The organism is Lichenicoccus sp. (genome assembly GCF_965276875.1).
Lineage (GTDB): Bacteria > Pseudomonadota > Alphaproteobacteria > Acetobacterales > Acetobacteraceae > Lichenicoccus.
In genome coordinates this window covers 2,409,438-2,428,749 of record NZ_OZ255701.1, presented here as the reverse complement: position 1 = coordinate 2,428,749, position 19,312 = coordinate 2,409,438, and the positions used below count along the sequence as shown (strand labels likewise).

At 66.6% G+C, this 19,312-nt stretch carries 16 protein-coding genes; 5 read left to right on the top strand and 11 right to left on the bottom strand.

Features of this window, described 5'->3' with window-relative positions; all coding sequences use genetic code 11:
- Positions 1-103 precede the first annotated feature (103 nt).
- On the bottom strand, positions 104-1,705 hold the full coding sequence (locus ACQY4K_RS11765) for an aldehyde dehydrogenase (NADP(+)) (protein WP_428390395.1): 1,602 nt from the start codon (positions 1,703-1,705) through the stop codon (positions 104-106).
- Between the two features lie 404 nt (positions 1,706-2,109).
- Between ACQY4K_RS11765 and ACQY4K_RS11760 the strand changes: the two genes are divergently transcribed.
- On the top strand, positions 2,110-2,844 hold the full coding sequence (locus ACQY4K_RS11760; protein ID WP_428390394.1) for a DUF4396 domain-containing protein: 735 nt from the start codon (positions 2,110-2,112) through the stop codon (positions 2,842-2,844).
- Between the two features lie 78 nt (positions 2,845-2,922).
- Here the strand turns inward: ACQY4K_RS11760 and ACQY4K_RS11755 are convergent, their stop codons facing one another.
- From ACQY4K_RS11755 to ACQY4K_RS11745, 3 genes are all read right to left on the bottom strand, one after another.
- Positions 2,923-3,045 carry a hypothetical protein gene (locus ACQY4K_RS11755; protein WP_428390393.1) on the bottom strand — a complete coding sequence of 41 codons (123 nt, stop codon included), beginning with the start codon at positions 3,043-3,045 and terminating at the stop codon, positions 2,923-2,925.
- Positions 3,046-3,110: 65 nt separating this feature from the next.
- Positions 3,111-3,545 carry a Cu(I)-responsive transcriptional regulator gene (gene cueR, locus ACQY4K_RS11750; protein ID WP_428390392.1) on the bottom strand — a complete coding sequence of 145 codons (435 nt, stop codon included), beginning with the start codon at positions 3,543-3,545 and terminating at the stop codon, positions 3,111-3,113.
- A 10-nt stretch (positions 3,546-3,555) separates the two neighbouring features.
- Positions 3,556-5,991: a heavy metal translocating P-type ATPase gene (locus tag ACQY4K_RS11745; RefSeq protein WP_428390391.1), complete on the bottom strand. Its 2,436-nt coding sequence runs from the start codon at positions 5,989-5,991 to the stop codon at positions 3,556-3,558.
- 151 nt (positions 5,992-6,142) lie between these two features.
- Between ACQY4K_RS11745 and ACQY4K_RS11740 the strand changes: the two genes are divergently transcribed.
- Positions 6,143-6,352 (top strand): heavy-metal-associated domain-containing protein, encoded by a 210-nt coding sequence (locus ACQY4K_RS11740; RefSeq protein ID WP_428390390.1) that lies wholly within the window; start codon positions 6,143-6,145, stop codon positions 6,350-6,352.
- A gap of 27 nt (positions 6,353-6,379) precedes the next feature.
- Positions 6,380-6,952, top strand: coding sequence for a c-type cytochrome (locus tag ACQY4K_RS11735; RefSeq protein ID WP_428390389.1), 573 nt, complete (start codon positions 6,380-6,382; stop codon positions 6,950-6,952).
- Between the two features lie 73 nt (positions 6,953-7,025).
- Here the strand turns inward: ACQY4K_RS11735 and ACQY4K_RS11730 are convergent, their stop codons facing one another.
- From ACQY4K_RS11730 to ACQY4K_RS11705, 6 genes are all read right to left on the bottom strand, one after another.
- Entirely contained in the window at positions 7,026-7,889 is an 864-nt protein-coding gene (locus tag ACQY4K_RS11730; protein ID WP_428390388.1) for a universal stress protein, read from the bottom strand.
- Positions 7,890-7,902: 13 nt separating this feature from the next.
- A complete protein-coding gene (locus ACQY4K_RS11725; RefSeq protein WP_428390387.1) occupies positions 7,903-9,432 on the bottom strand; it encodes an efflux transporter outer membrane subunit in 1,530 nt (509 codons plus the stop codon).
- Complete coding sequence (locus tag ACQY4K_RS11720; protein WP_428390386.1) at positions 9,429-10,715, bottom strand: efflux RND transporter periplasmic adaptor subunit; 1,287 nt, start codon at positions 10,713-10,715, stop codon at positions 9,429-9,431. Before ACQY4K_RS11720 ends, ACQY4K_RS11725 begins: the two co-directional genes overlap by 4 nt.
- Positions 10,712-13,867, bottom strand: coding sequence for an efflux RND transporter permease subunit (locus tag ACQY4K_RS11715; RefSeq protein ID WP_428390385.1), 3,156 nt, complete (start codon positions 13,865-13,867; stop codon positions 10,712-10,714). Before ACQY4K_RS11715 ends, ACQY4K_RS11720 begins: the two co-directional genes overlap by 4 nt.
- 84 nt (positions 13,868-13,951) lie before the next feature.
- On the bottom strand, positions 13,952-15,352 hold the full coding sequence (locus tag ACQY4K_RS11710; RefSeq protein WP_428390384.1) for a sensor histidine kinase: 1,401 nt from the start codon (positions 15,350-15,352) through the stop codon (positions 13,952-13,954).
- A 6-nt stretch (positions 15,353-15,358) separates the two neighbouring features.
- Positions 15,359-16,033: a response regulator transcription factor gene (locus tag ACQY4K_RS11705; RefSeq protein ID WP_428390383.1), complete on the bottom strand. Its 675-nt coding sequence runs from the start codon at positions 16,031-16,033 to the stop codon at positions 15,359-15,361.
- Positions 16,034-16,150: 117 nt separating this feature from the next.
- Here ACQY4K_RS11705 and ACQY4K_RS11700 point away from each other — a divergent pair, with 117 nt between their 5' ends.
- Together ACQY4K_RS11700 and ACQY4K_RS11695 are read left to right on the top strand one after the other, a co-directional pair.
- Entirely contained in the window at positions 16,151-16,516 is a 366-nt protein-coding gene (locus tag ACQY4K_RS11700; RefSeq protein ID WP_428390382.1) for a winged helix-turn-helix domain-containing protein, read from the top strand.
- 77 nt (positions 16,517-16,593) lie between these two features.
- Positions 16,594-17,481, top strand: a complete 888-nt coding sequence (locus ACQY4K_RS11695) for a transporter (protein WP_428390381.1) — start codon at positions 16,594-16,596, stop codon at positions 17,479-17,481.
- Between the two features lie 9 nt (positions 17,482-17,490).
- Here the strand turns inward: ACQY4K_RS11695 and ACQY4K_RS11690 are convergent, their stop codons facing one another.
- Entirely contained in the window at positions 17,491-19,260 is a 1,770-nt protein-coding gene (locus tag ACQY4K_RS11690) for a hypothetical protein (protein WP_428390380.1), read from the bottom strand.
- Between the last annotated feature and the right edge of the window lie 52 nt (positions 19,261-19,312).

Sequence of the window (19,312 nt, the reverse complement as noted above, 5' to 3'; positions counted from 1 at the left end):
ACGGTTTTAGTTGAAGTTAGTTAACGAATGGTGCAGAAAACGGGAGCGGACTTGCCGAAAAGGCATCCCCGATGGCTGCTTGTTTCGGGGAAAGGTTTGGTACTCAGCCGGCGGCCGCCTTGCCGTCGAGGAGGCGCGGTAGTGCCAACGGATTGCCGTCGTGCAGCGCCTCCGGCAATAGCGCCTGCGGCAGGTCCTGATAGCTGACCGGCCGCAGGAAGCGATGGATAGCCAATGAGCCCACCGACGTGCTGCGTCCGTCCGAGGTCGCCGGATACGGTCCGCCATGCACCATCGCATGACCCACCTCAACCCCAGTGCCGAAGCCGCCGGCGAGGATGCGGCCGACCTTGCGCTCGAGCAGCGGCATCAGCAGGCGGGCGTTCTCGATGTCGGACTCGGCCAGATGCAGCGAGACGGTGAGCTGGCCTTCCAGCGCCTCGATCACCTTGTGCAGCGAGCCGATGTCGGCGCAGCGCACGACGAGCGAGGCAGCGCCGAACACCTCCTCCTGCAGAGTGCGATGCGCCAGGAAATCGACGGCCGTCGTGGAGAACAAGGCGGCCTGGCAGGCATAGGTGCCGCCGGTCTTGCCGCGCGCCAGAGTCGCCACCTGCGAATGCGCGGCCAGGCTGGCGGTGGCACGATCGTAGGCGGCGTGGATGCCTGGTGTCAGCATCCCCGCACCCGGCAACGCTGCCACCGCCTCGGCGGCGGCGCCGAGGAAGCGGTCGAGGCCGGGGCCGTCGATCGCCAGGATCAGGCCGGGGTTGGTGCAGAACTGGCCCGCCCCCATCGACAATGCCGCGGCAAAGGCTGGGGCGATCGCCGCCGCCCGCTCGGCGAGCGCGCCCTCGAACAGGATGACCGGGTTGATGCTGCTCATCTCGGCATAGACCGGGATCGGTTCGTGGCGCTCCTGGGCAATCTTCATCAGCGCCAAGCCGCCGGCGCGCGAGCCGGTGAACCCGACCGCCTTGATGCGGGGATCGGCGACCAGCGCCTGCGCGATGGCACGGTCCTCGGCAAAGATCAGCGAGAATACGCCACCCGGCAGGCCGCACGCGGAGACGGCCTCGGCGATGGCGCCACCGACCAGTTCCGAGGTGCCCGGGTGCGCCTCGTGCGCCTTGACAATAACCGGGCAGCCAGCGGCCAGCGCCGAGGCGGTGTCGCCGCCGGCCACTGAAAAAGCGAGCGGAAAGTTGCTGGCGCCGAACACCGCGACCGGGCCAATGGCGATATTGCGCAGCCGCAGATCGACGCGCGGCAGCGGCTTGCGGTCGGGTTGCGCGGGGTCTATCCGCAGATCAAGGAAGCCGCCGTCGCGCAGCACGCCGGCAAACAGGCGCAACTGTCCCGCCGTGCGGGCACGCTCGCCTTCGATGCGCGGCCGCGGCAGCCCGGTCTCGGCGACGCAGCGGTCGATCAGCGCATCGCCGAGCTCGAGGATGTTGCCGGCGATGTGTTCGAGGAATGCCGCGCGCTGCTCAAGGCCGGTCTCGCGGTAGGCATCGAAGGCCTCCCACGCGGCGGCGCAGGCGGCATCGAGCTGGGCTTTTGAGGCGCCGCCGAAGCCGGGCTCGAGGGCCGCGCCGCTGCTCGCATCAACACCGCGCAGCACCCCGCCTGTGCCGCGCTCGGCATGTCCCGCAATCAACAGATCGCCGGAGATTGTGCCGGAATGCAAAGTGGTGTCGGCCATGTTTGCTCTCCTCCGTGCCCAGGCGGTTCACATGCGGCCGCGGATGGCGCAGCGCAACCTCGGGCTAGACCCCTCCAGCGTGCCAATCCCCTATCCGGTTGCGTGCGCTTCAGGTCGGGCCGGTGCGGGAGCGGGTGCCGCCCTCGGCCTGCGTAGTGGCTCGGATTCCGTGGCGGAGCGGCAATGAAATCGCTCAACTCCAGGTTGGGCGAATGGGAGCAATGGCGACGTGCCGGGCGCGATGCTTGTCGGCGGACTGCGGATTTGGGGCTGAAACCGATCACGCTGCTCCGAGTTGGCTGGCCGGAACAAGGCCGCTTGCGCTGCCAAGACAGGACCATGATCCAGATGAAAGACTTTGCTCCCGCTTGCAAGCCCCGCCTCTTGGCTGCCGAGCAGCCGTTATGATCCCGGCCTGGCTGCACGACCTCTCGATCGCCTTCCTGGTGTTGGGCGGCCTCTGCGCCGTCATCATCGCCGTCGACGTGATCCGGCATCCGCAGCATATGTGGATCATGAGCGTCGTCTGGCCGGTGACCGCTCTGTTCGGGACGGTCTGGGTGGTCTGGCAGTATTTCACCTATGGGCGTCTGGCGGAGCATTCGCGCGCCCATGCCGCCATGCAACGCGACGAGGAGATGCCAAGCAGCAAGCTCACACCGCACGCGATCAAGGTTGCCAACGGCGCCCTGCATTGTGGCAGCGGCTGCACGCTCGGTGACATCTGCGCAGAATGGCTGGTGTTTCTTGTTCCCACGGTCGCGGTCTGGTGCGGCTGGCACAGCCTCTTCGGCGAAGAAATCTTCGCGACCTGGATCGTGGACTACCTGTTCGCCTATGCCTTCGGCATCGTCTTCCAATATTTTACGATCGCACCGATGCGCGGGCTGTCGCTCGGCCCGGGCATCTGGGCGGCGATCAAGGCCGACACGCTGTCGCTCACATCATGGCAGCTGGGCATGTATGGTTTTATGGCCATCGCCTATTTCTATCTGTTCGGCGCCCTGCTCGGGGTCAGGCTCACCGCGAACCATGTCGAGTTCTGGTTCATGATGCAGATCGCGATGCTGTGCGGCTTCGCCACCGCCTATCCAATGAACTGGTGGCTGATCAGGATCGGCGTCAAGGAAACGATGTAGTCGCTGGGAGCACGCGCGGAGAACGTGATGCGGAGGCGGCGCAACTGGTGGGGTCCGCGACGGATCTGGTCGCAACGATCAAGGCAATGACCGCAGGCTGTCGATGGACACCGGGCCGACCCCGGAGCCTTTCCTTGCCGAGGGCGTCGAGGCCGAACAGCCGGCCAGCAGACTGCCGATGCCGAACGCGATGGCCGCCATCAAGAGGCAGCCTTCCGAGGGCGGTTGCCGGGTGACGTCGGCAGGGTCGCGCCGCCAGACGGAGATCACTCTGGTCCCGCGGCCAGGAGGCCGGGCTGATCGACGGAAAGCAGGACACGCGCGAGGTCGTCGATGATCGGACAGCTTGGCCGGTGGTCGCCGTCGCACCGTTCGGCAAGGTCGCGCAGCGCCCGGCTCATCTCGGCGATTTCGCGCGCCTTGGTGTCCAGGGTCGCGACGTGCGCCAGGGCCAGCCGCTTGACGTCGGCACTCGCCCGCTTGTCGTCGCGCCAGAGTGCCAGCAGGTCGCGCATCTGTCCCACCGAGAAGCCGAGGCTGCGCGCGCGGGAGACGAAGCGCAGGGTCTCTATGTCTGCTGGTGCATAGGCGCGATATCCCGTCCGGGTGCGGCCGGCCTTGTCGATCAGGCCGATGCGCTCGTAATAGCGGATCATCTTGGCCGAAACCCCGGAGGCGGCGGACGCCTCGCCGATATTCATGCGCACCTCCTCATGCAAGGCTCTGCGGCCGCCAGCGCCGGAGCAGCAGTGCGCTGCCGACGACACTGACGCTGGAGAAGGCCATCGCCGCCCCCGCCACCACCGGGCTGAGCAGGCCGGAGGCCGCCAAAGGAATGCCGACCACATTGTAGGCGAACGCCCAGAACAGGCCCTGGCGGATGCGCTGGAAGGTGCGTGACGAAATATCCAGGGCGGCCGGCACCAGCCGCGGGTCGCCGCGCATCAGGGTGATGCCGGCGGCGGCGGCGGCAACGTCTGTGCCTGTCGACATTGCTAAACCCAGGTCGGCGGCGGCAAGAGCGGCTGCATCGTTGACCCCGTCGCCGACCATCGCCACCGGCCCGCGTTCGCGCAAGCGTGCGATCATTTCGGCCTTGTCGGCGGGCAGGGCGCCGGCGCTCACATCCTCGATGCCGAGCGCGCGGGCGGCGGCGTCGGCGGCACCCTGGTTGTCGCCGGTAAGCAGCACGACATGCAGCCCGCGTCGGCGAAGGATTGCCACCGCCTCAGCAGCACCTGGCTTGGCCGCGTCGCCGAAGCCGAGCAGGCCGAGCAGGCGCGGCCCTTCGGCGAGGTAGGACACGGTGCGGCCGTCGCGTTGCAAGCTGCTCGCTTCGTCGGCCAGCGGCTGCAACGTGACCCCCGCCTCGCGTATCAGACGGTCGCTGCCAAGGCGGAGCACGCGGCCCTCGACCTGCCCTTGCACGCCGCGGCCCGGCAGCGCCTGCACGTCAATCGCACGCGGCACCTTGAGCGCTTCGGCTCGGGCCAGCACAGCCTTGGCCAGTGGGTGCTCGCTGCCGGCCTGCAGGGCCGCCGCGAGGCGCAGCAGCGCGTCGGCATCGATACCCGCCGTCGGCGTCATCGCCACCAGCTCCGGGTGCCCCGCGGTCAGGGTGCCGGTCTTGTCGAACACCACGGTACGGATCGTGCGCGCCTGCTCCAGGGCGGCCGGGTCACGGATCAGGATGCCGTGTCGCGCGGCAGCACCGGTGCCGACCATGATCGCCGCCGGTGTCGCGAGACCCAGCGCGCAGGGGCAGGCGATCACCAGCACCGCGACCGCATTCACCGCGGCGACGGTGAGACCGGCACCCGCGAGCCACCAGCCGACGAAGGTCAGGACGGCGATGCCGACCACCACCGGAACGAACACGGCGCTGACCCGGTCCACCAGCCGTTGCACCGGTGGCTTGGCAGCCTGCGCATCCTCGACCAGGCGCACCATGGCGGCAAGCTGGCTCTCGGCGCCGGTCGCGGTCACTTCCGCAACGAGCAGGGCGTCGCCATTGAGCGCGCCGCCGACGATGCGGCTGCCGGGCTCCTTTGCCACCGGCAGGCTCTCGCCGGTCAGCAGGCTCTCGTCGACGCCGCCCGCGCCTTCGCGCACGAGGCCGTCGGCGGCGATCCGCTCACCCGGCCGGATCACCAGCAGGTCGCCCAGGCGCAGCTCGGCCGCGGCAATGTCCTGCTCCCCCCAGCCCTGCTCAGCATCACCACGGCGCACGCGCGCGCGCTCCGGGCGCAGGTCCTCAAGCGCGCGGATCGCCGCACCCGCTTGCCGGCGCGCCCGGCCCTCGAACCACTTGCCCAGCCGGACCAGCGCGACGACGGCCGCCGAGGCCTCGAAATACAGATGGCCGGTTTGCCCCGCCAGCAGTTCCCATAGGCTCAGCCCGAAGGCGGCACTGGTGCCGAGGGCGACCAGCGTATCCATGTTGCCGGCGCCGCCGCGCAAGGCCTTCCAGGCGCCGCGGTAGAACCGCGCACCGAACACCACCTGCACGACACTGGCGAGCGCGAGCTGCGCCCATCCGGGCAGCATCGCGTCGATGCCGAGCGGCACCAGCAGCATCGGCAGCAGCAGTGGTGCTGCGAACACCAGCGCGAGTGCCGCCATGATCCCGTCGCGCCGTGCCGCGCGGTCGCGGATCGTGGTCTCGCCATGCCCGGCGTGACCGGTTTCGGCAGCCGTCGCCTCGTAGCCGGCGCGGCTGATGGCCGCGATCAGCGCGCCCGATGAGGCGGCCCCGGCTATGACCTCCACCCGCGCCCGCTCGGTCGCGAGGTTGACCTCGGCGGTCCGTACGCCGGGCACGCCACGCAGCGCGCGCTCGACCCGCCCGACGCACGACGCGCAAGTCATGCCGCCGATGGCGAGGTCGATGGTCTCGGTGGCAAGCGGGTAGCCGGCCGCGGCCAGCGCTTCGGCCAGCCGGCTTGCGTCGAAATCGGCGCCGGTGGTCACGGAGGCGCGCTCGGTGGCGAGATTGACCGAAACCGCCTCGACCCCGGGCACGCCGGCAATCGCCCGCTCGACGCGTCCAACGCAGGACGCGCAACTCATCGCCGTCACGCTAACATTCAGCGTTGCCGATTTGTCGGTGGAACTCCTGGATGGGTGTTCGAGGATGCCCTGGTCCATGCGATTGCCCCTCTAGCTCGGCACAAGAGAAGGGGTTTCCATCATGGGAAGGTCAAGGGAAGCGGGGAAGATTTGGGGGGCGACGACGCGCTTGACCCTCCCGCGCGGGAAGGGTGCACCATATACCTCCGCACAACTGAAGGAGATGGACATGCAGACGTTCAAGGTTGAGGGTATGACATGCGCGCATTGCGAGCGCGCGGTCACCGAAGCCGTCCACGGCATCGACCCGGCGGCTCAGGTCACGGTCGATCTGAAGGCGGGGACGGTCACCACCAGCAGTGGCGCTGCGGCCGAGAAGCTGGAGCAGGCGATCCAGGCGGAAGGCTACCAGGCGCACAGCATTGCAAGCGCCGCCTGACTCCAATCTTCCGGGAGACGATGCAGTTTGAGAACCTTCGTCAAGACGTCCCTGGGGCTCGTTGGGCTCGTCGTCACCGGCCTTCTCGTCGGCGGCGCCTATGTGGTGTCCGGCAGCTACGATATCGGCGCCGATTCACCGCATTTCCGGCCGGTTTTTTGGCTGGCCAATACGGTGCGCGAGCATTCGGTCGCGGCGCATGCGCGGGGGATCAAGGCACCGCCACTGAATGACCCGAACATGATCCTGGTCGGCGCCGGCCAGTATGCCGCGATGTGCTCGGGCTGCCACCTGGCACCCGGCTTCGACAGCAACGAGACCCGCGACGGACTCTATCCGAAGCCGCCGAAGCTCTACGCAGGCAATCTGATGAGCCCGGCCAGGACTTTCTGGGTGATCAAGCACGGCATCAAGATGAGCGGCATGCCGGCCTGGGGCCGTTCGCATGACGACCACGAGATGTGGGCGATCACCGCCTTCGTGATGCAACTGCCGAAGCTGAATGCCGCGCAATACAGGGCGATCGTCGCGAAAGCGCCCCCGGACGACGACATGAAACAGATGCCGATGCCCGGGGGTAAACCAATGGCGAGCGAGTGACACCAGCAGCCCTATGGGCTGACTGGTACGCGCGCGGGGCAGCCGCTGCCAACAGTGGGCTATGGCGGCGTGGTCAATGCGACATCAGGACGGGAAGGCGCAGATCCGAGAGCAGGTCGCGGGTCACGCCGCCCAGCATCTTCTCCCAGAGCCTGGCATGGCCATAGGCGCCGGCGACCAGCATGTCGGCGCCAAGTGCCAGCGCCTCCGTCTGCAGCACCCCGGCCACATCGCGATGCCGCGCCTGCAATTCACGCGACTCGACGAGACTGGTATGACAGCGCAAATTGACCAGAACCGGCTCGCTCGAGGATGGCGGCCTGACCCCGGACCTGTCCGCTTGCGCGCTCAATACAATCACGCGGTCCGCCTTCTCGATCAGCGGAATGGCATCCGAAAGTGCCCGCGCCGCTGGACGACTGCCGTTCCAGGCGACAGCGATGCACCGGCCAATCGGCTGCGCGGCTTCGGTCCGCGCCGGCACCAGCAGCAGCGGCCGACCTGAGGCGAACAGCATGCTTTCGGCGAACGAATACTCGTCCGGTTGGTGCTCGCCGATGGAGAGATCGTGGCCGATGATGGCGAGATCGGCGGTGCGCGCCTGCTGGATGACCAGTTCGGCGGCATGGCCGTCGACGCTGCGATACTCCGCCTCGATCCCATGATCGCGTCGCACCTGCTCAAGCAGGGACCGTAGGGGCGCCTCGCCTTCCTCCTGCTCGTGGGCAATCTCCTGGTTCAGGGCCTCCGCCTCCTTGGACGAGACTAGGCCGAGTTCCGATACCCGCAGGCGGCGCTGCTGGGAGAGGTTGTGTTCGCGCACATGCAGCAACACCAGCCGGGCCTGGTGCCGCGCGGCAAGCCCCGCGGCCAGGCGGAGGCGGACGAGCCCGGACTCGCCGAGGTCCACATGAACCAGCAAGTCCCTGAGCGCCATGACCGCCCCTCAATCAGTGCGTTTGATGAACATTGCCGGGCGAACCGCCTAGGTCAAGTGGGTTGAACGGCAGGGTCTGGTTCGGCGTCGGCAGGTCGTCCGTGCTCCAGCCACCGCCGAGTGCCTCGATCAGGCCGACCACGGCCTGCTGACGGCTGGTGGTCACCTGCGCCTGCGCGATCTCGGCACTCAGGGCCGCGATCTGGCTCACCGTGACATCGAGATAGTTGGTCAGGCCGCCGGTATAGAGCTTCAACGTCATGCCCTGCGCCCGCAACGCAGCCTGCAGGGCCGCGTGCTGCTGCCGGCCCTCGGTGGCGAACAGCCGGCTCAGGGAAAGTCCGTCCTCGACCTGCTGGAATGCGGCAAGCACGGTGGCGCGATAGTCGTCGGTGGCCTGGGCGTAGGCCGACCAGCTCCGTTGCAGCTCGGCGCGGCGCAATCCGCCCTCGAACAAGGGCAGGATGGCGCCGGCGCCGATCTCCCAAAGGCTGTTCGGCAGGCTGGCCAGGTTGAAGCCGTTATCTTGGAACCCGGACAGGGCGCTCAGACGAATGTTCGGGTAGAATGCCGCGCGCGAAACGCCTATGGCGGCATTCTCGGCTGCCATCCGGCGCTCGGCGGCGGCGATGTCGGGACGGCGCTCAAGCAACTCGGACGGCACCCCCACGGGAATGCGCGGTTCGAGCAGGCGCGGATGCTCCTGCACCGGCAGATCGAAGCTGATGGCGTTCTCGCCGGCAAGCACCGCTATGGCGTTCTGCAGCAGCACCCGCTGCGCCTCGGTCGCGGTGTCGAGCGACTCCGCCACGGCAAGCTGGTTTTCGGAGCGCGCGACGTCCAGCGCCGAGGCGATCTTGCCGGCGAGCCGCTGCCCGGTGATGGCGACCGCATTCCGGTAGAAGCGGATGGTCTGCACATAGACCCCGTGCTGGGCGTCGAGGCCGCGCAACGCCAGGTAGTCCGACGCGAGCGCGCCCTCAAGGCTCAGCTTGACCGCGGCGACCTGGGCGGCGGTGGCCTGCGCCTGGTTCTTGGCAAAGCGGGTTTCGTTGCGGATCTGGTCCCAGAAATCCGGCTCCCAGGAGGCGCTAGCGGCGATCTCGTTTGACGCTTCCTGATTGAAGCCGCTGGTGCCGCGGAACAGGCGATGGCGAGACTGCTTGTTGTCGCTGAGTAGCCCACTTGCCGAGAGTTGCGGATATAGCCCCGAACGCGCCTCGGCGGCCAGGTCGCGCGACTGCGTATAGGCCTCCTGTGCCGCCTGCAGGGTCGGGTTGCTTGCGGCGAGTGCCGCCTCCAGGCGGTCCAGGATCGGATCGCCGAACATCCGCCACCACGGTCCGGGCGGCAGTTCGTCCCGCGGGTTCGCCACCACGAACGGACCCGATCCCTGGTATGAGGCGGGCAGCAGCATCGACGGCGGACGATAAACGGGGGCCAGATCGCATCCTGAAAGCTGGGCCGAAAGCAGGGTGAGTGCTGCCAGCCAAAGCGCGCGGCCGATCCGCGAGCAACCGGTCTTCACGGCCGCAACCTTCACTCGCTGGTTCCGGCGCGCGCGGCCTCGACCTTGGCGCGCTGTGCCTCGGTCAGATGCTTGGGCAGTGCTGGAGCCGTCTGGAATTGCGGCGCTGGCGCGATCCCGGCGACGCCGGGCACCACACGCACCGTCTCGCCGTCAAGCAGCCCGGCCGAGGGATTGTTGATCAGGCGGTCTTGCGGGGTCAGGCCGGATAGGATTTGCACCGTCTCGCCCATGTTGTGGCCAAGCGTTACGTCCTGCAGGTGCACCCTGTTATGCGGTCCGACCAGTGCGACCTGCATACCCTGGGCACGGAACAGCAGCGCCTGTTCGGGAATGATCAGGATGTTCGGATTGGCGCTGGTGGTGAAATGCACGTCGGCATAGGTGCCGGGCCAGAGCTTATGGTCGGGGTTGTCGACCAGCAGCTCGGTGACCACCGTGCGCGTCTGCGCATTGAAGGCGTGCGCCGAGGTATCGAAGGTGGCCTTGAACAGGCGGCCGGGATATTGCGGCAGCGACAGGGTCGCCGTCAGCCCCGGCTTGAGCATGGTGGAGAAGGTCTGCGGCACGGCGACGAAGACACGCATCTTGTGGATGTCGGCGACCGTGAACAGCTCGGTGGAGTGGCCATGCGCGCTGACGTCGCCACCGGCGGCGTTGACGTAGTCGCCGACATCGGTGTCACGCGAGGTGACGACGCCGGCGAAGGGAGCGACCACGTTCTTGAACTGCTCGAGCGCCTGGTAGCGCGCGAGATTGTGCTCCGCCGCCTGCACCTGCGCCGCCTCGGAGGCGGCACTCGCCACCTCGACGTCGACTTCCTGGCGCGACACCGCCTGACTGCCGGAGAGTGCCTTGAAGCGCCCAGCGGTGACTTCGGCCAACTTGTATTTGGACTGCGCCACGGCGAGGCCGGACTTGGCGGCGGCGTACTGCTCATCCAGGCCGGGGGCGTTGATGACCGCCAGCAGCTCGCCCGGCTTCACCGGAGCGCCGTAATCCTTGTACCATGCCCCGACATAGCCGGAGACCTGCGCATAGATCGGCGCCGAGTACCAGGCCTTGATCGTGCCCGGCAGGGAGACGGCGCGGGTGCGCGGGCCATGTGCCGGCGCGATCACCTGCACCTTGAGTGTCGCCTCGTCATCGGCCACGACGCGCAAGGTGGCGACATGTTCGCTGCGCCCGATAACGCCCCAGGCGACGAAGGCCGCCACTACGACGACGGCAAGCGCCGTCAGCAACAGCCTGCGCGCCCGAAAGCGGGAACGATGCAGGTCCTGTCTTGGTACGATCATGCTCGGCTCACCCGGCTACGGTCATTATGGAGCAGCGCGAACACACACGGTACGAACAGCAGGGTCGCCAATGTCGCGAACAACAGGCCGCCGATGACGGCACGCCCCAGCGGCGCGTTCTCGGTGTTGCTGAAGGCCATCGGCAGCATGCCGATCATCATCGCGAGCGCCGTCATCAGCACTGGGCGGATACGCCCGAAACCGGCCTCGATCGCGGCGCGTACCGCGTCGCCATGCTCGGCCAGCCGTTCGCGCGCAAACGCCACCACCAGGATGGAGTTGGCGGTGGCAGTACCCATGCACATGATCGCGCCGGTCAGCGCCGGGACCGACAATGTGGTATGGGTGAGAAACAGGCTCCACACGATCCCCGCCAGTGCCGCGGGCAGTGCGGTGATGATGATGAACGGGTCAAGCCAGGATTGAAAATTGACGACAATGATCAGGTAGACAAGCAGGATCGCGAGCGCCAATCCTTCGAGAAGCTGGCTGTAGGCGCCCGTCATGGTTTCCGCCTGTCCGCGCAGACGCACACTGGCGCCACGCGGCACCGCCTGCTTCATGCCGGCCACGACGCGAGTGACAGCATCATTGACGGCGCCGAGATCGCGCTCCTGGTTGGTTGCGAAGATGTCGATCACCGGCAGGATGCTGTAGTGTGACACCAGCAACGGTGTTGCCGTCTGTCGGATGCTGCCCAGGCCGCCCAGCAGATGCGCACCTTGACCAAGCGGATCGCCGGCTGCCGCGTCCACGGGGATTGTTTGCAGCGCATTGATCGAGTCGAGCTGCTCCTGCGGCGTCTGCACGTTGACCAGGTGCGACACCCCACTCTTGGAGTCCAGCCAATAGGTCGGTGCGGTCTGGCCGCTGCCCGACAGGGTCGCCAGCGTGCTGTCGGCGATGTCCGCCTCGGTCAGCCCGGCCTGCGCGGCGAAGGCGCGTCGGGCCGCGATGCGCAGCGTCGGCTCGTTGAACGCCTGCTCGATGTTCACGTCGGCAATGCCTGGAATGTGCCGCATCTTGGCCACGACATTTTGGGCGTAGGCCAGATTGGCGACCTGGCCGCGGCCGGAGATCTGCACGTCGATCGGCGCCGGCAGTCCGAAATTCAGGATCTTGGCGGTGATGTCGCCCGGCAGGAAGGTGAACACGGTGCCCGGATAGAGACCCGGCAAGGTTCGGCGCAGCCGGAAACGGTATGCCGCCACCGGGGATTCCTGGTTCTTCAGGCTGATGGTGATGTCGCAATCCTGCGGGCCGATTGTGCCCGTCGAGCTGTACGCCTGGTTGATGCCGCTAACCGGCAGGCCGCAATTATCGACCACGTTTGATACCGCGCCATGCAGGATATGGCGAACCGACCCGTTCACAAGCACCGCGATTTTGGCGGCCTCCGACAGCCGCGTGCCGATCGGCGCGCGCATATGCATGTCGATCTCCCCGGACTTGATCGACGGGAAGAAATCACGCCCCAGCACCGCGATCAGCGCCAGCGAGCCGAACGCGGCGGCCGAGAACGCCACGATGAACCGCCCGCGCACGGCCACGATCCGCGTGAGCAGGTCGTTGTAGCCGGCGCGGAAGCCGGTAAATCCCCGCTCAAATCGATGCTGGAAGCGCGCGGCAACGCCAGGGGGTGCTGCATGGCCATGCCTGTGCTGCTCGATCTCACTGCGCAACAGCACGGCGGCCATCGTCGGCACCAGGGTGCGCGACAGGATAAAGGAAGCGATGACCGCGAAAATAATCGCCTCCGCCAGCGGCAGGAACAAATAGCCGGCAATTCCGGAGAGCTGAAACAGCGGCAGCCAGACGATGCAGATGCACAACGTCGCCACGAAGGTCGGCACGACGATCTGATTGGCGCCCTCGATGATGCCGGCCTCCAGCTCGGCGCCGCGCTCCAGATGCGAATCGATATTCTCGATGATGACCGTCGCGTTGTCGACCAGGATGCCGACCGCGAGCGCCAGGCCGCCCAGGGTCATGACGTTGATGGTCTGTCCGAGCCAGGACAGCATCAGCACCGATGCGAGGATCGCAAGCGGGATCGAGGTCACCACGATCACGGTGGCACGCCAGCTTCCCAGGAACAGCAGCACGGTGAGCCCGGTCAGCACCGCAGCGGTCGCCATCTCCTGGAGCACATCGTCGACCGAGGCCCGCACAAATTGCGAGGCGTCGTTGAGCGGCGTGATGGTCACGCCGGGAGGCAAGGTACGCAGGATTCCGGGAAGCTTTGCCTTTACCCCTTGGACCACGGCGAGCGTCGAGGCGTCGCCGCTTTTGAGGATTTCGATCAGCACCGCCTGCTTGCCGTGCACCAGCACCTCGTTGATCTGCGGCGGCGGCCCGCGATGCACGTAGGCGACCTCGCCGAGCGTCACGACCGCGCCGCCCACCGTCTTGACCGGCAGGCTGTTGAAGCTGGCTACCGCCAGAGGGCTGGCGTTGGTCTCGACCATGTAGTCAAGGTCGCCGATCTTCTCGTCACCCGCTGGAAGCACGACGTTTTGAGCACGCAACGCATGGCCAACATCCACAGCCGAAAGACCATCCGCCAGAAGCTTCTGCTGGTCGAGGTCGATTTCGACGTTGAGCGAGCCTCCGCCATAGGGCGTGGGGATGGCGACGCCCGGCACCGCGACCAGCGCCGGGCGGATCAGGTTCGACGCCATGTCATAGACCTGTGACGCGGTCATCCCACGGGCGGCCACCTGGAGGTCCAACACCGGCACCGAGGAGGGGTTATAGACCAGCACCTGCGGCGGGGTGATCCCCGCCGGCATCTGCTTGAGCACGGTCTGCGATACGGCGGTGATCTGTGCCTCGGCGGCGGCGATGTCTGTGCCCGGCTGAAAAAAGATCTTGACAACGCCGCGGCCGTAATAGGACTGGCTCTCGATGTGCTCGATGTTGCCGACCGTCGTGGTCAACGCGCGTTCGTAATAATAGATGACGCGGCCCGACATATCCTCCGGCGACAGCCCATTATAGGTCCACACCACGGCGACGACAGGGATGCGGATTGCGGGAAAGATGTCCGTGGGCATCCTGAGCGCCGCGATCGCGCCGAACAGCACGATCAGGATGCTCATCACCACGAAAGTCAACTTCTGTCGCAACGCGATCAAAACAATCGCGTTCATTGCCCGCGTACCATTCCCAGCCCCGCCTTGTGCCTGTCGGAGCCGTCTAGCGTCTGGCCGGGGCGAAGCCAATGAAATTAGATTTTAGAAAGTGGCGGCGGCCAGGCTGACCCTGAACCGGCAACCGGGCGGCTCTCCACCAGGAATGGTGTCGCCGATGTCGAGCGACGCGTCGTGCAGGCGCGCGATTGCCGCCACCAGGCTGAGCCCGAGCCCACTGCCCCGCACATGCCGGCTCTTGTCGGAACGATAGAACCGCACCAGCACCGCCTCGCGCTCCGACGCGGGAATGCCGATCCCGGTGTCGTCGACGTTGAACACGGCCCGTGCTCCCGCGTGACGGACACCGATTTCGACACGGCCGCCGGTCGCGGTAAACTTTATCGCGTTATCCACGAGGTTTGCCGCAAGCTCGATCAGCAGGTCGCGATCGCCGTACGTCCAAGCCGCTTCGCTAGCTTGCGCAACCAGGGTAATCCCGGCCGCCTCGGCAACCGGCTCGTAAAGGTCGATCATGCTGGCCGCGATGTCGTTCAGCGAGATGCGCGCGAACGCGGCTCGTCTGCGGCCGTTCTCGATCTCGGTAATGCGCAGCAGAGCCGTAATGATTGCAAAACATTGGTCGAGATCGGCGATCGCGCGTTCGATCGACGAATCCAGCGCGACGCCTTCGTGCGGACCAGCGCCTCGCATTTCGGAGCGTGCCCGCTCCAGGCGTGTGCGTACGCGGGTGAGCGGCGTGCGCAGGTCATGCGCGATGTCGTCGCCTACCCCCTTGATCTCGTCAAGCAGATGCTCGAGCCGACCCAGCATATGGTTGACGCTGCCGGCAAGCCGGTCGAGATCATCCCCGCCGCCTTCGCGCGCGGCCGGAAGACGCTCATGCAGGTCGCCCTGCATGATCCGTTCGATGGCGCGATGCATGATGCCGACACGCAACATCGCCCGGTGGCTCAGCCAGACGCCGCCGAGCACCGCCAGCAGCAGAGAGGGGACCGCGCAGACGGCGAGCGCATGCCAGACAATGCGCTGCAATTCCTCGACCTCGCCTGTGCCGCGCGCCAGCACCAGGATATCCCCCCCGGGCAGGCGGCTGGCCTGGATGCGCACCAGGCGTGCCGGTGCTGCGATCGGCGCCACACGGATCCAGTGCGGAGAGCCGTCCGCCACCAGGCCGCGCGGCCAGTCCGCAAGGTTGCCGCTGAGACGCCGGTGGTCGGAACTGAACAGGCCGAAGGCGGTGATCAGCAGATGCAGGTCGAAGGCGCGGCTGCGGAGCTGGTGATCCAGCACCGGCATGGTCTGCGCCGCCAGCAGGCTTGTCTCGCGCCGGAGCAGCATGTCGGTGCGCGCGTTCCGGTAGTGGGTCGCCTGCCAGAAGATCAGCGCCGAGAGCAACAGCAAGGCCGCCGCCGTGAACAGCGCGGCACCCACCGTCAGGCGGAATGTCGCGGTCCGCAGCAATGGCCATTGGGTTGCGCGCATGCGGGCTCAGGTGCCGATCCGCAGCATGAAGCCGACGCCGCGTATGCTATGGATCAGCGGTGTCTCATCCGGCGCGTCGACCTTGCGTCGCAGCTTGCCGATATGCACGTCGACCAGGTTGGTGCGCGGGACGAAGCGGTAGCGCCAGACATCCTCGAGCAGCATGTCGCGGGTCAGCACCCGGTCGGGCCGGCGGAGCAGATACTCCAGCAGCCGGAACTCGCGGGGCAGCAGTTCGATCTCGCGCGCGCCGCGGCTGACATGTCGGTCGATCAGGTCCATCACGATCGGCCCGACCCGCAGCACGCTCTCGCGTGTCTCGATCGGGCGACGCAGCAACGCCTCCAGCCGCGCCGCCAGCTCCTCCATCGCGAACGGCTTGCCCAGATAGTCGTCGCCTCCGGCCTTCAGGCCCCTGACCCGGTCATCCACCGCCGAAAGCGCGCTCAGCACCAGCACGGGCACGCGATTGCCCTCCTCGCGTAGCCGGGCGATCAAAGCGAGGCCGTCCAGCCCAGGCAGTAGCCGGTCGACCACCAGGACATCAAAGCCGCCCTGGCGCGCGCGATGCAGCCCAGCCGGCCCGGTCTCCTCGATGGCGACCGAGAAGCCGCGCGCGGCAAGCTCCTCGCGGACGTCCTGGGCGATCTTGCCGTCATCCTCGATCAGCAGCACACGCATTCGAAGCGGGATGCCGCATGCCGCGGCGCATAGGGAAGTGAATTCGGCTTTAACCCGCCTCGACAGACGCTTGCGGGGTGCCCAAACTCCTAACTGTCCAGGGTCCAAGCCAAGACGATGCAAAGCCACGAGCAGGAGCCGCTCCGGCTCAGCCTGAAAATCACCTTGCGCAACGGCGGCAGGCTCGGTCCGGGAAAGATCGCCCTGCTCGAGGCGATCGACCGCCTCGGCTCGATCTCCGCCGCCGGCCGGCACTTCAGCATGTCCTATCGCCGCGCCTGGGAGCTGGTCGAGGATATGAACCGCACGGTGGGTCGCGACGTGGTCAGCACCTCGGCCGGCGGACCCCGCGGCGGGGGCGCCCGGCTGACCGAAACCGGACGCGACGTCATCGACGCGTACCGGTGCGGTGAGAAAGCGGCTCTTGTTGCCGCGAAGGCACATCTCGACCGCCTCGACCGGCTGGCGCGACCGGAAAGCTGATCGCGCCGCTCCCATCCTCTTGCCTTGCTGAAGCTTCGCGTCGTATCCGAACGGGAATAGCGCGCAGGATGCTTCGCATGCAGGTTCGAGCCCTTGCCATACCCCTCGTGATGGCAGGATTTGCCGCTTGGGCCGATACCGCCCACGCGCAGGAAGCCAGTGTCAACGAGGGCGGAATCTCGCGCTATTTCGAGAACTGGTTCGAGCGCGTTCGGGAGGCGCAGGACAGCCAGCCGCACTGGATGACGCCGCTGGTCACGGTGACGCCGCGGCTGGAGCAGGAGGTGCGGGCGGATGTGTATGTCGAGAAGCTCGGCAACGGCGCCGACGTGGACAGCTTCGGCAACGGCAAGGGATTGGAGCTGATCCCCACCACCACCAACGAGGTCATCCTCAACGCCCCGACCTATATCGAACGGTATCGTGTCAACCGCGCCTCCGGCTTCGGCGACTGGCCGTTCCTGCTGATCAAGCAGCGCCTGCTCAGCGCCGACGAGGAGAGCGGCAACTATATTCTCAGCGCCTTCCTGGGGCTGCAGGCGCCGATCGGCGATCACACCTTCACCAACCATGCCTGGGAAATCACGCCAACGATCGCCGCCGGCAAGGGGTGGGGCGATTTCGACGTGCAGGCGACCAGCGGTGTGACCATCCCGCTCGGCTCGGAGGGCAAGATCGGCACGTCGGTCGCCACCAACGTGGCGCTGCAATACCACGTGCTGCAATATTTCTGGCCGGAGGTCGAGTTCAACTGGACCTGGTGGGCGGACGGCCCGCGCGGCGGCAAGAACCAAGTGTTTGTCACACCCGGCATCATCCTGGGGCGCTTCGAGATCTCCGGGCGGGTCAAGGCGATTCTGGGCGTTGGCTACCAGGAGGCCTTGTCGCCCAAGCTCACCAAGGCGCCGGCGCTGACGCCGATCTATGACCACGCCTGGGTGACCACCGCCAGGGTGTCGTTCTGAGAACAGGGGTCAGTCGAATGGATAATAGCGGAAGCTGAAGAAGGCCATGCTGCTGTCGGTCTTGGGCGCACCGCCGACACCCTGGAAGGCATTCTTGCGGGTGTAGGAATACTGCACACCTGTCTGCATGGTGCCGAAATCGCCCTTGAGGAACTTCCACCAGGCGCCGACGGTGCCTTGCACGATGCCCGACGTGTTGGCGACACAGGGAGACGCCAACGGCGATGTTGTCGGCTGCTCGATATTGCAGCCCGCATTGCTGTAAAGCGGGCTGCCATATCCGTACGGCTTGCCCCGCTCGGTAAACGCCTTGCGCTGCGTGATCTGCTCGGTGCCGACATAGCCATAGAGCTGGATCGCTTTGTTGATGTCGCTCGTCAGGCCGATCAGCGCCTCGACCTCCGGCAGCGGCACCAGCGAGCCGGTCTGCGAGAAGGTCGCGTCCGGCAACTGCGATGCGCCATAACGCCCGATGCCCTCGCCCACCAGTCCGCTCGCCTGGAAATCAAGCCTGTTGTGACTGAGCAGCGGCAGGATCATGCCGGCGCCGCCGCCTCCCGCCAGCACCGTATTGTTGCGGCCGTTGTTGCCCGGATAGGCAAGCGTCGTACGGTCATGCAGGAAGCGAGCGAGTCCGAACAGCTCGTAATGGCCCCAGCCCGGATCCGCGGTACCCTTGACGATGACGTCGGGTGCGACGTCGATCGAGTAGTTGGCCGTGGCGTTCAGTCCGCTGCCGCCGGGATTGGTGGACAGCACGGTGCCGTTCAGCGAACCGGTGCCGTTGCCGCCGGTATAGTAGTTCACCTCCGGACTCTCGAAGGAGACGCCGAGGTCGAACATGTCGTGGTTGAAGCCCTTGACAAAACGAAGCTGGGTGTTTCGGGTCCAAACGAAACCGGGCACGTACGACGCATCGATGGTCAGCGGCGCGTCTTCCTTGCGTGGCGTGAGGCCGGTTTTGTACATGGTTGCCAGCGACCAGGCCTGGCCACCGAGCATGTAGAAGTCCCAGTCCTTACGGGCGTAGGTTGCGAAAATCTGCCGCTGACGCAGCGTGTAGCTGTTGGATTCGGCCGAATTGGAGCTGGCCCCGGCGCTCTGGAAATCCAGCTCGTAGTAAAAGCTTAGCTCTGTCACGTCGTCCGCTTTGGCCTCGGCCAGGATCGACAGGCGGCTCTGATGGTCGGATTCGCGGAATTCAGGCGTGTGATAGTTTGGGCTGTTGGCGTAGGGGATGCCGTTAAAGCTGCTGCTGATATCAGCCGTCTGATTGCGGGAACGGAAAATGCCCGCCGCCTCGACGAAGCCGCCAAGGGTCACTCGAACCGCGCCAACCTTGAACTGGCCGTGCTTGAGCGGCGGTCCAGGATAGAGCACCGGGGTCGGCACGCCGTTCACGTAGACATAGGGGCCGTATTTCGGGATCGTGCCGCGCGGGCCCAAATTAACCTGGTAGCCGGGCGGTGCGGAGAGCGGCTGCGGCGCCATCGGCTGGCCGAAGCCGTTGGTGGTACGCTGCGAGATCGCCAGCGCCTGGCGGTTGGCGGCGGCCGCCTCCTCGCGCGCGGCGCGGATTTCAGCGTCGCGTCTGGCGAGGCTGTGCTTCATGCTGCTGAGCTGGCCCTGCAATGCGTGGATTTGCCGCTCGATCGAATTGATCTGCGCATCGGCATCCTGCGCACGCGCACCAGGTGCTGCGACCAGGCTTGCGCCGAGAACTCCGGTGAGAGCGGTCGCTGTGAGAAGTCCGCCTTTCACAATTCCATTCCTGCTCATGATCCGGTTCCGTGCCCGACAGAAGCCCCCCTCCTGCCGTCCAGGCGGCCCC

Excerpts from the sequence above, each read along its gene's own strand:
- ACQY4K_RS11765 (WP_428390395.1), bottom strand. The coding sequence starts at position 1,705 with ATGGCCGACACCACTTTGCATTCCGGCACAATCTCCGGCGATCTGTTG.
- ACQY4K_RS11760 (WP_428390394.1), top strand. The coding sequence starts at position 2,110 with ATGATCCCGGCCTGGCTGCACGACCTCTCGATCGCCTTCCTGGTGTTG.
- ACQY4K_RS11755 (WP_428390393.1), bottom strand. The coding sequence starts at position 3,045 with ATGGCGGCCATCGCGTTCGGCATCGGCAGTCTGCTGGCCGGCTGTTCG.
- cueR (WP_428390392.1), bottom strand. The coding sequence starts at position 3,545 with ATGAATATCGGCGAGGCGTCCGCCGCCTCCGGGGTTTCGGCCAAGATG.
- ACQY4K_RS11745 (WP_428390391.1), bottom strand. The coding sequence starts at position 5,991 with ATGGACCAGGGCATCCTCGAACACCCATCCAGGAGTTCCACCGACAAA.
- ACQY4K_RS11740 (WP_428390390.1), top strand. The coding sequence starts at position 6,143 with ATGCAGACGTTCAAGGTTGAGGGTATGACATGCGCGCATTGCGAGCGC.
- ACQY4K_RS11730 (WP_428390388.1), bottom strand. The coding sequence starts at position 7,889 with ATGGCGCTCAGGGACTTGCTGGTTCATGTGGACCTCGGCGAGTCCGGG.
- ACQY4K_RS11720 (WP_428390386.1), bottom strand. The coding sequence starts at position 10,715 with ATGATCGTACCAAGACAGGACCTGCATCGTTCCCGCTTTCGGGCGCGC.
- ACQY4K_RS11715 (WP_428390385.1), bottom strand. The coding sequence starts at position 13,867 with ATGAACGCGATTGTTTTGATCGCGTTGCGACAGAAGTTGACTTTCGTG.
- ACQY4K_RS11710 (WP_428390384.1), bottom strand. The coding sequence starts at position 15,352 with ATGCGCGCAACCCAATGGCCATTGCTGCGGACCGCGACATTCCGCCTG.
- ACQY4K_RS11705 (WP_428390383.1), bottom strand. The coding sequence starts at position 16,033 with ATGCGTGTGCTGCTGATCGAGGATGACGGCAAGATCGCCCAGGACGTC.
- ACQY4K_RS11700 (WP_428390382.1), top strand. The coding sequence starts at position 16,151 with ATGCAAAGCCACGAGCAGGAGCCGCTCCGGCTCAGCCTGAAAATCACC.
- ACQY4K_RS11695 (WP_428390381.1), top strand. The coding sequence starts at position 16,594 with ATGCAGGTTCGAGCCCTTGCCATACCCCTCGTGATGGCAGGATTTGCC.
- ACQY4K_RS11690 (WP_428390380.1), bottom strand. The coding sequence starts at position 19,260 with ATGAGCAGGAATGGAATTGTGAAAGGCGGACTTCTCACAGCGACCGCT.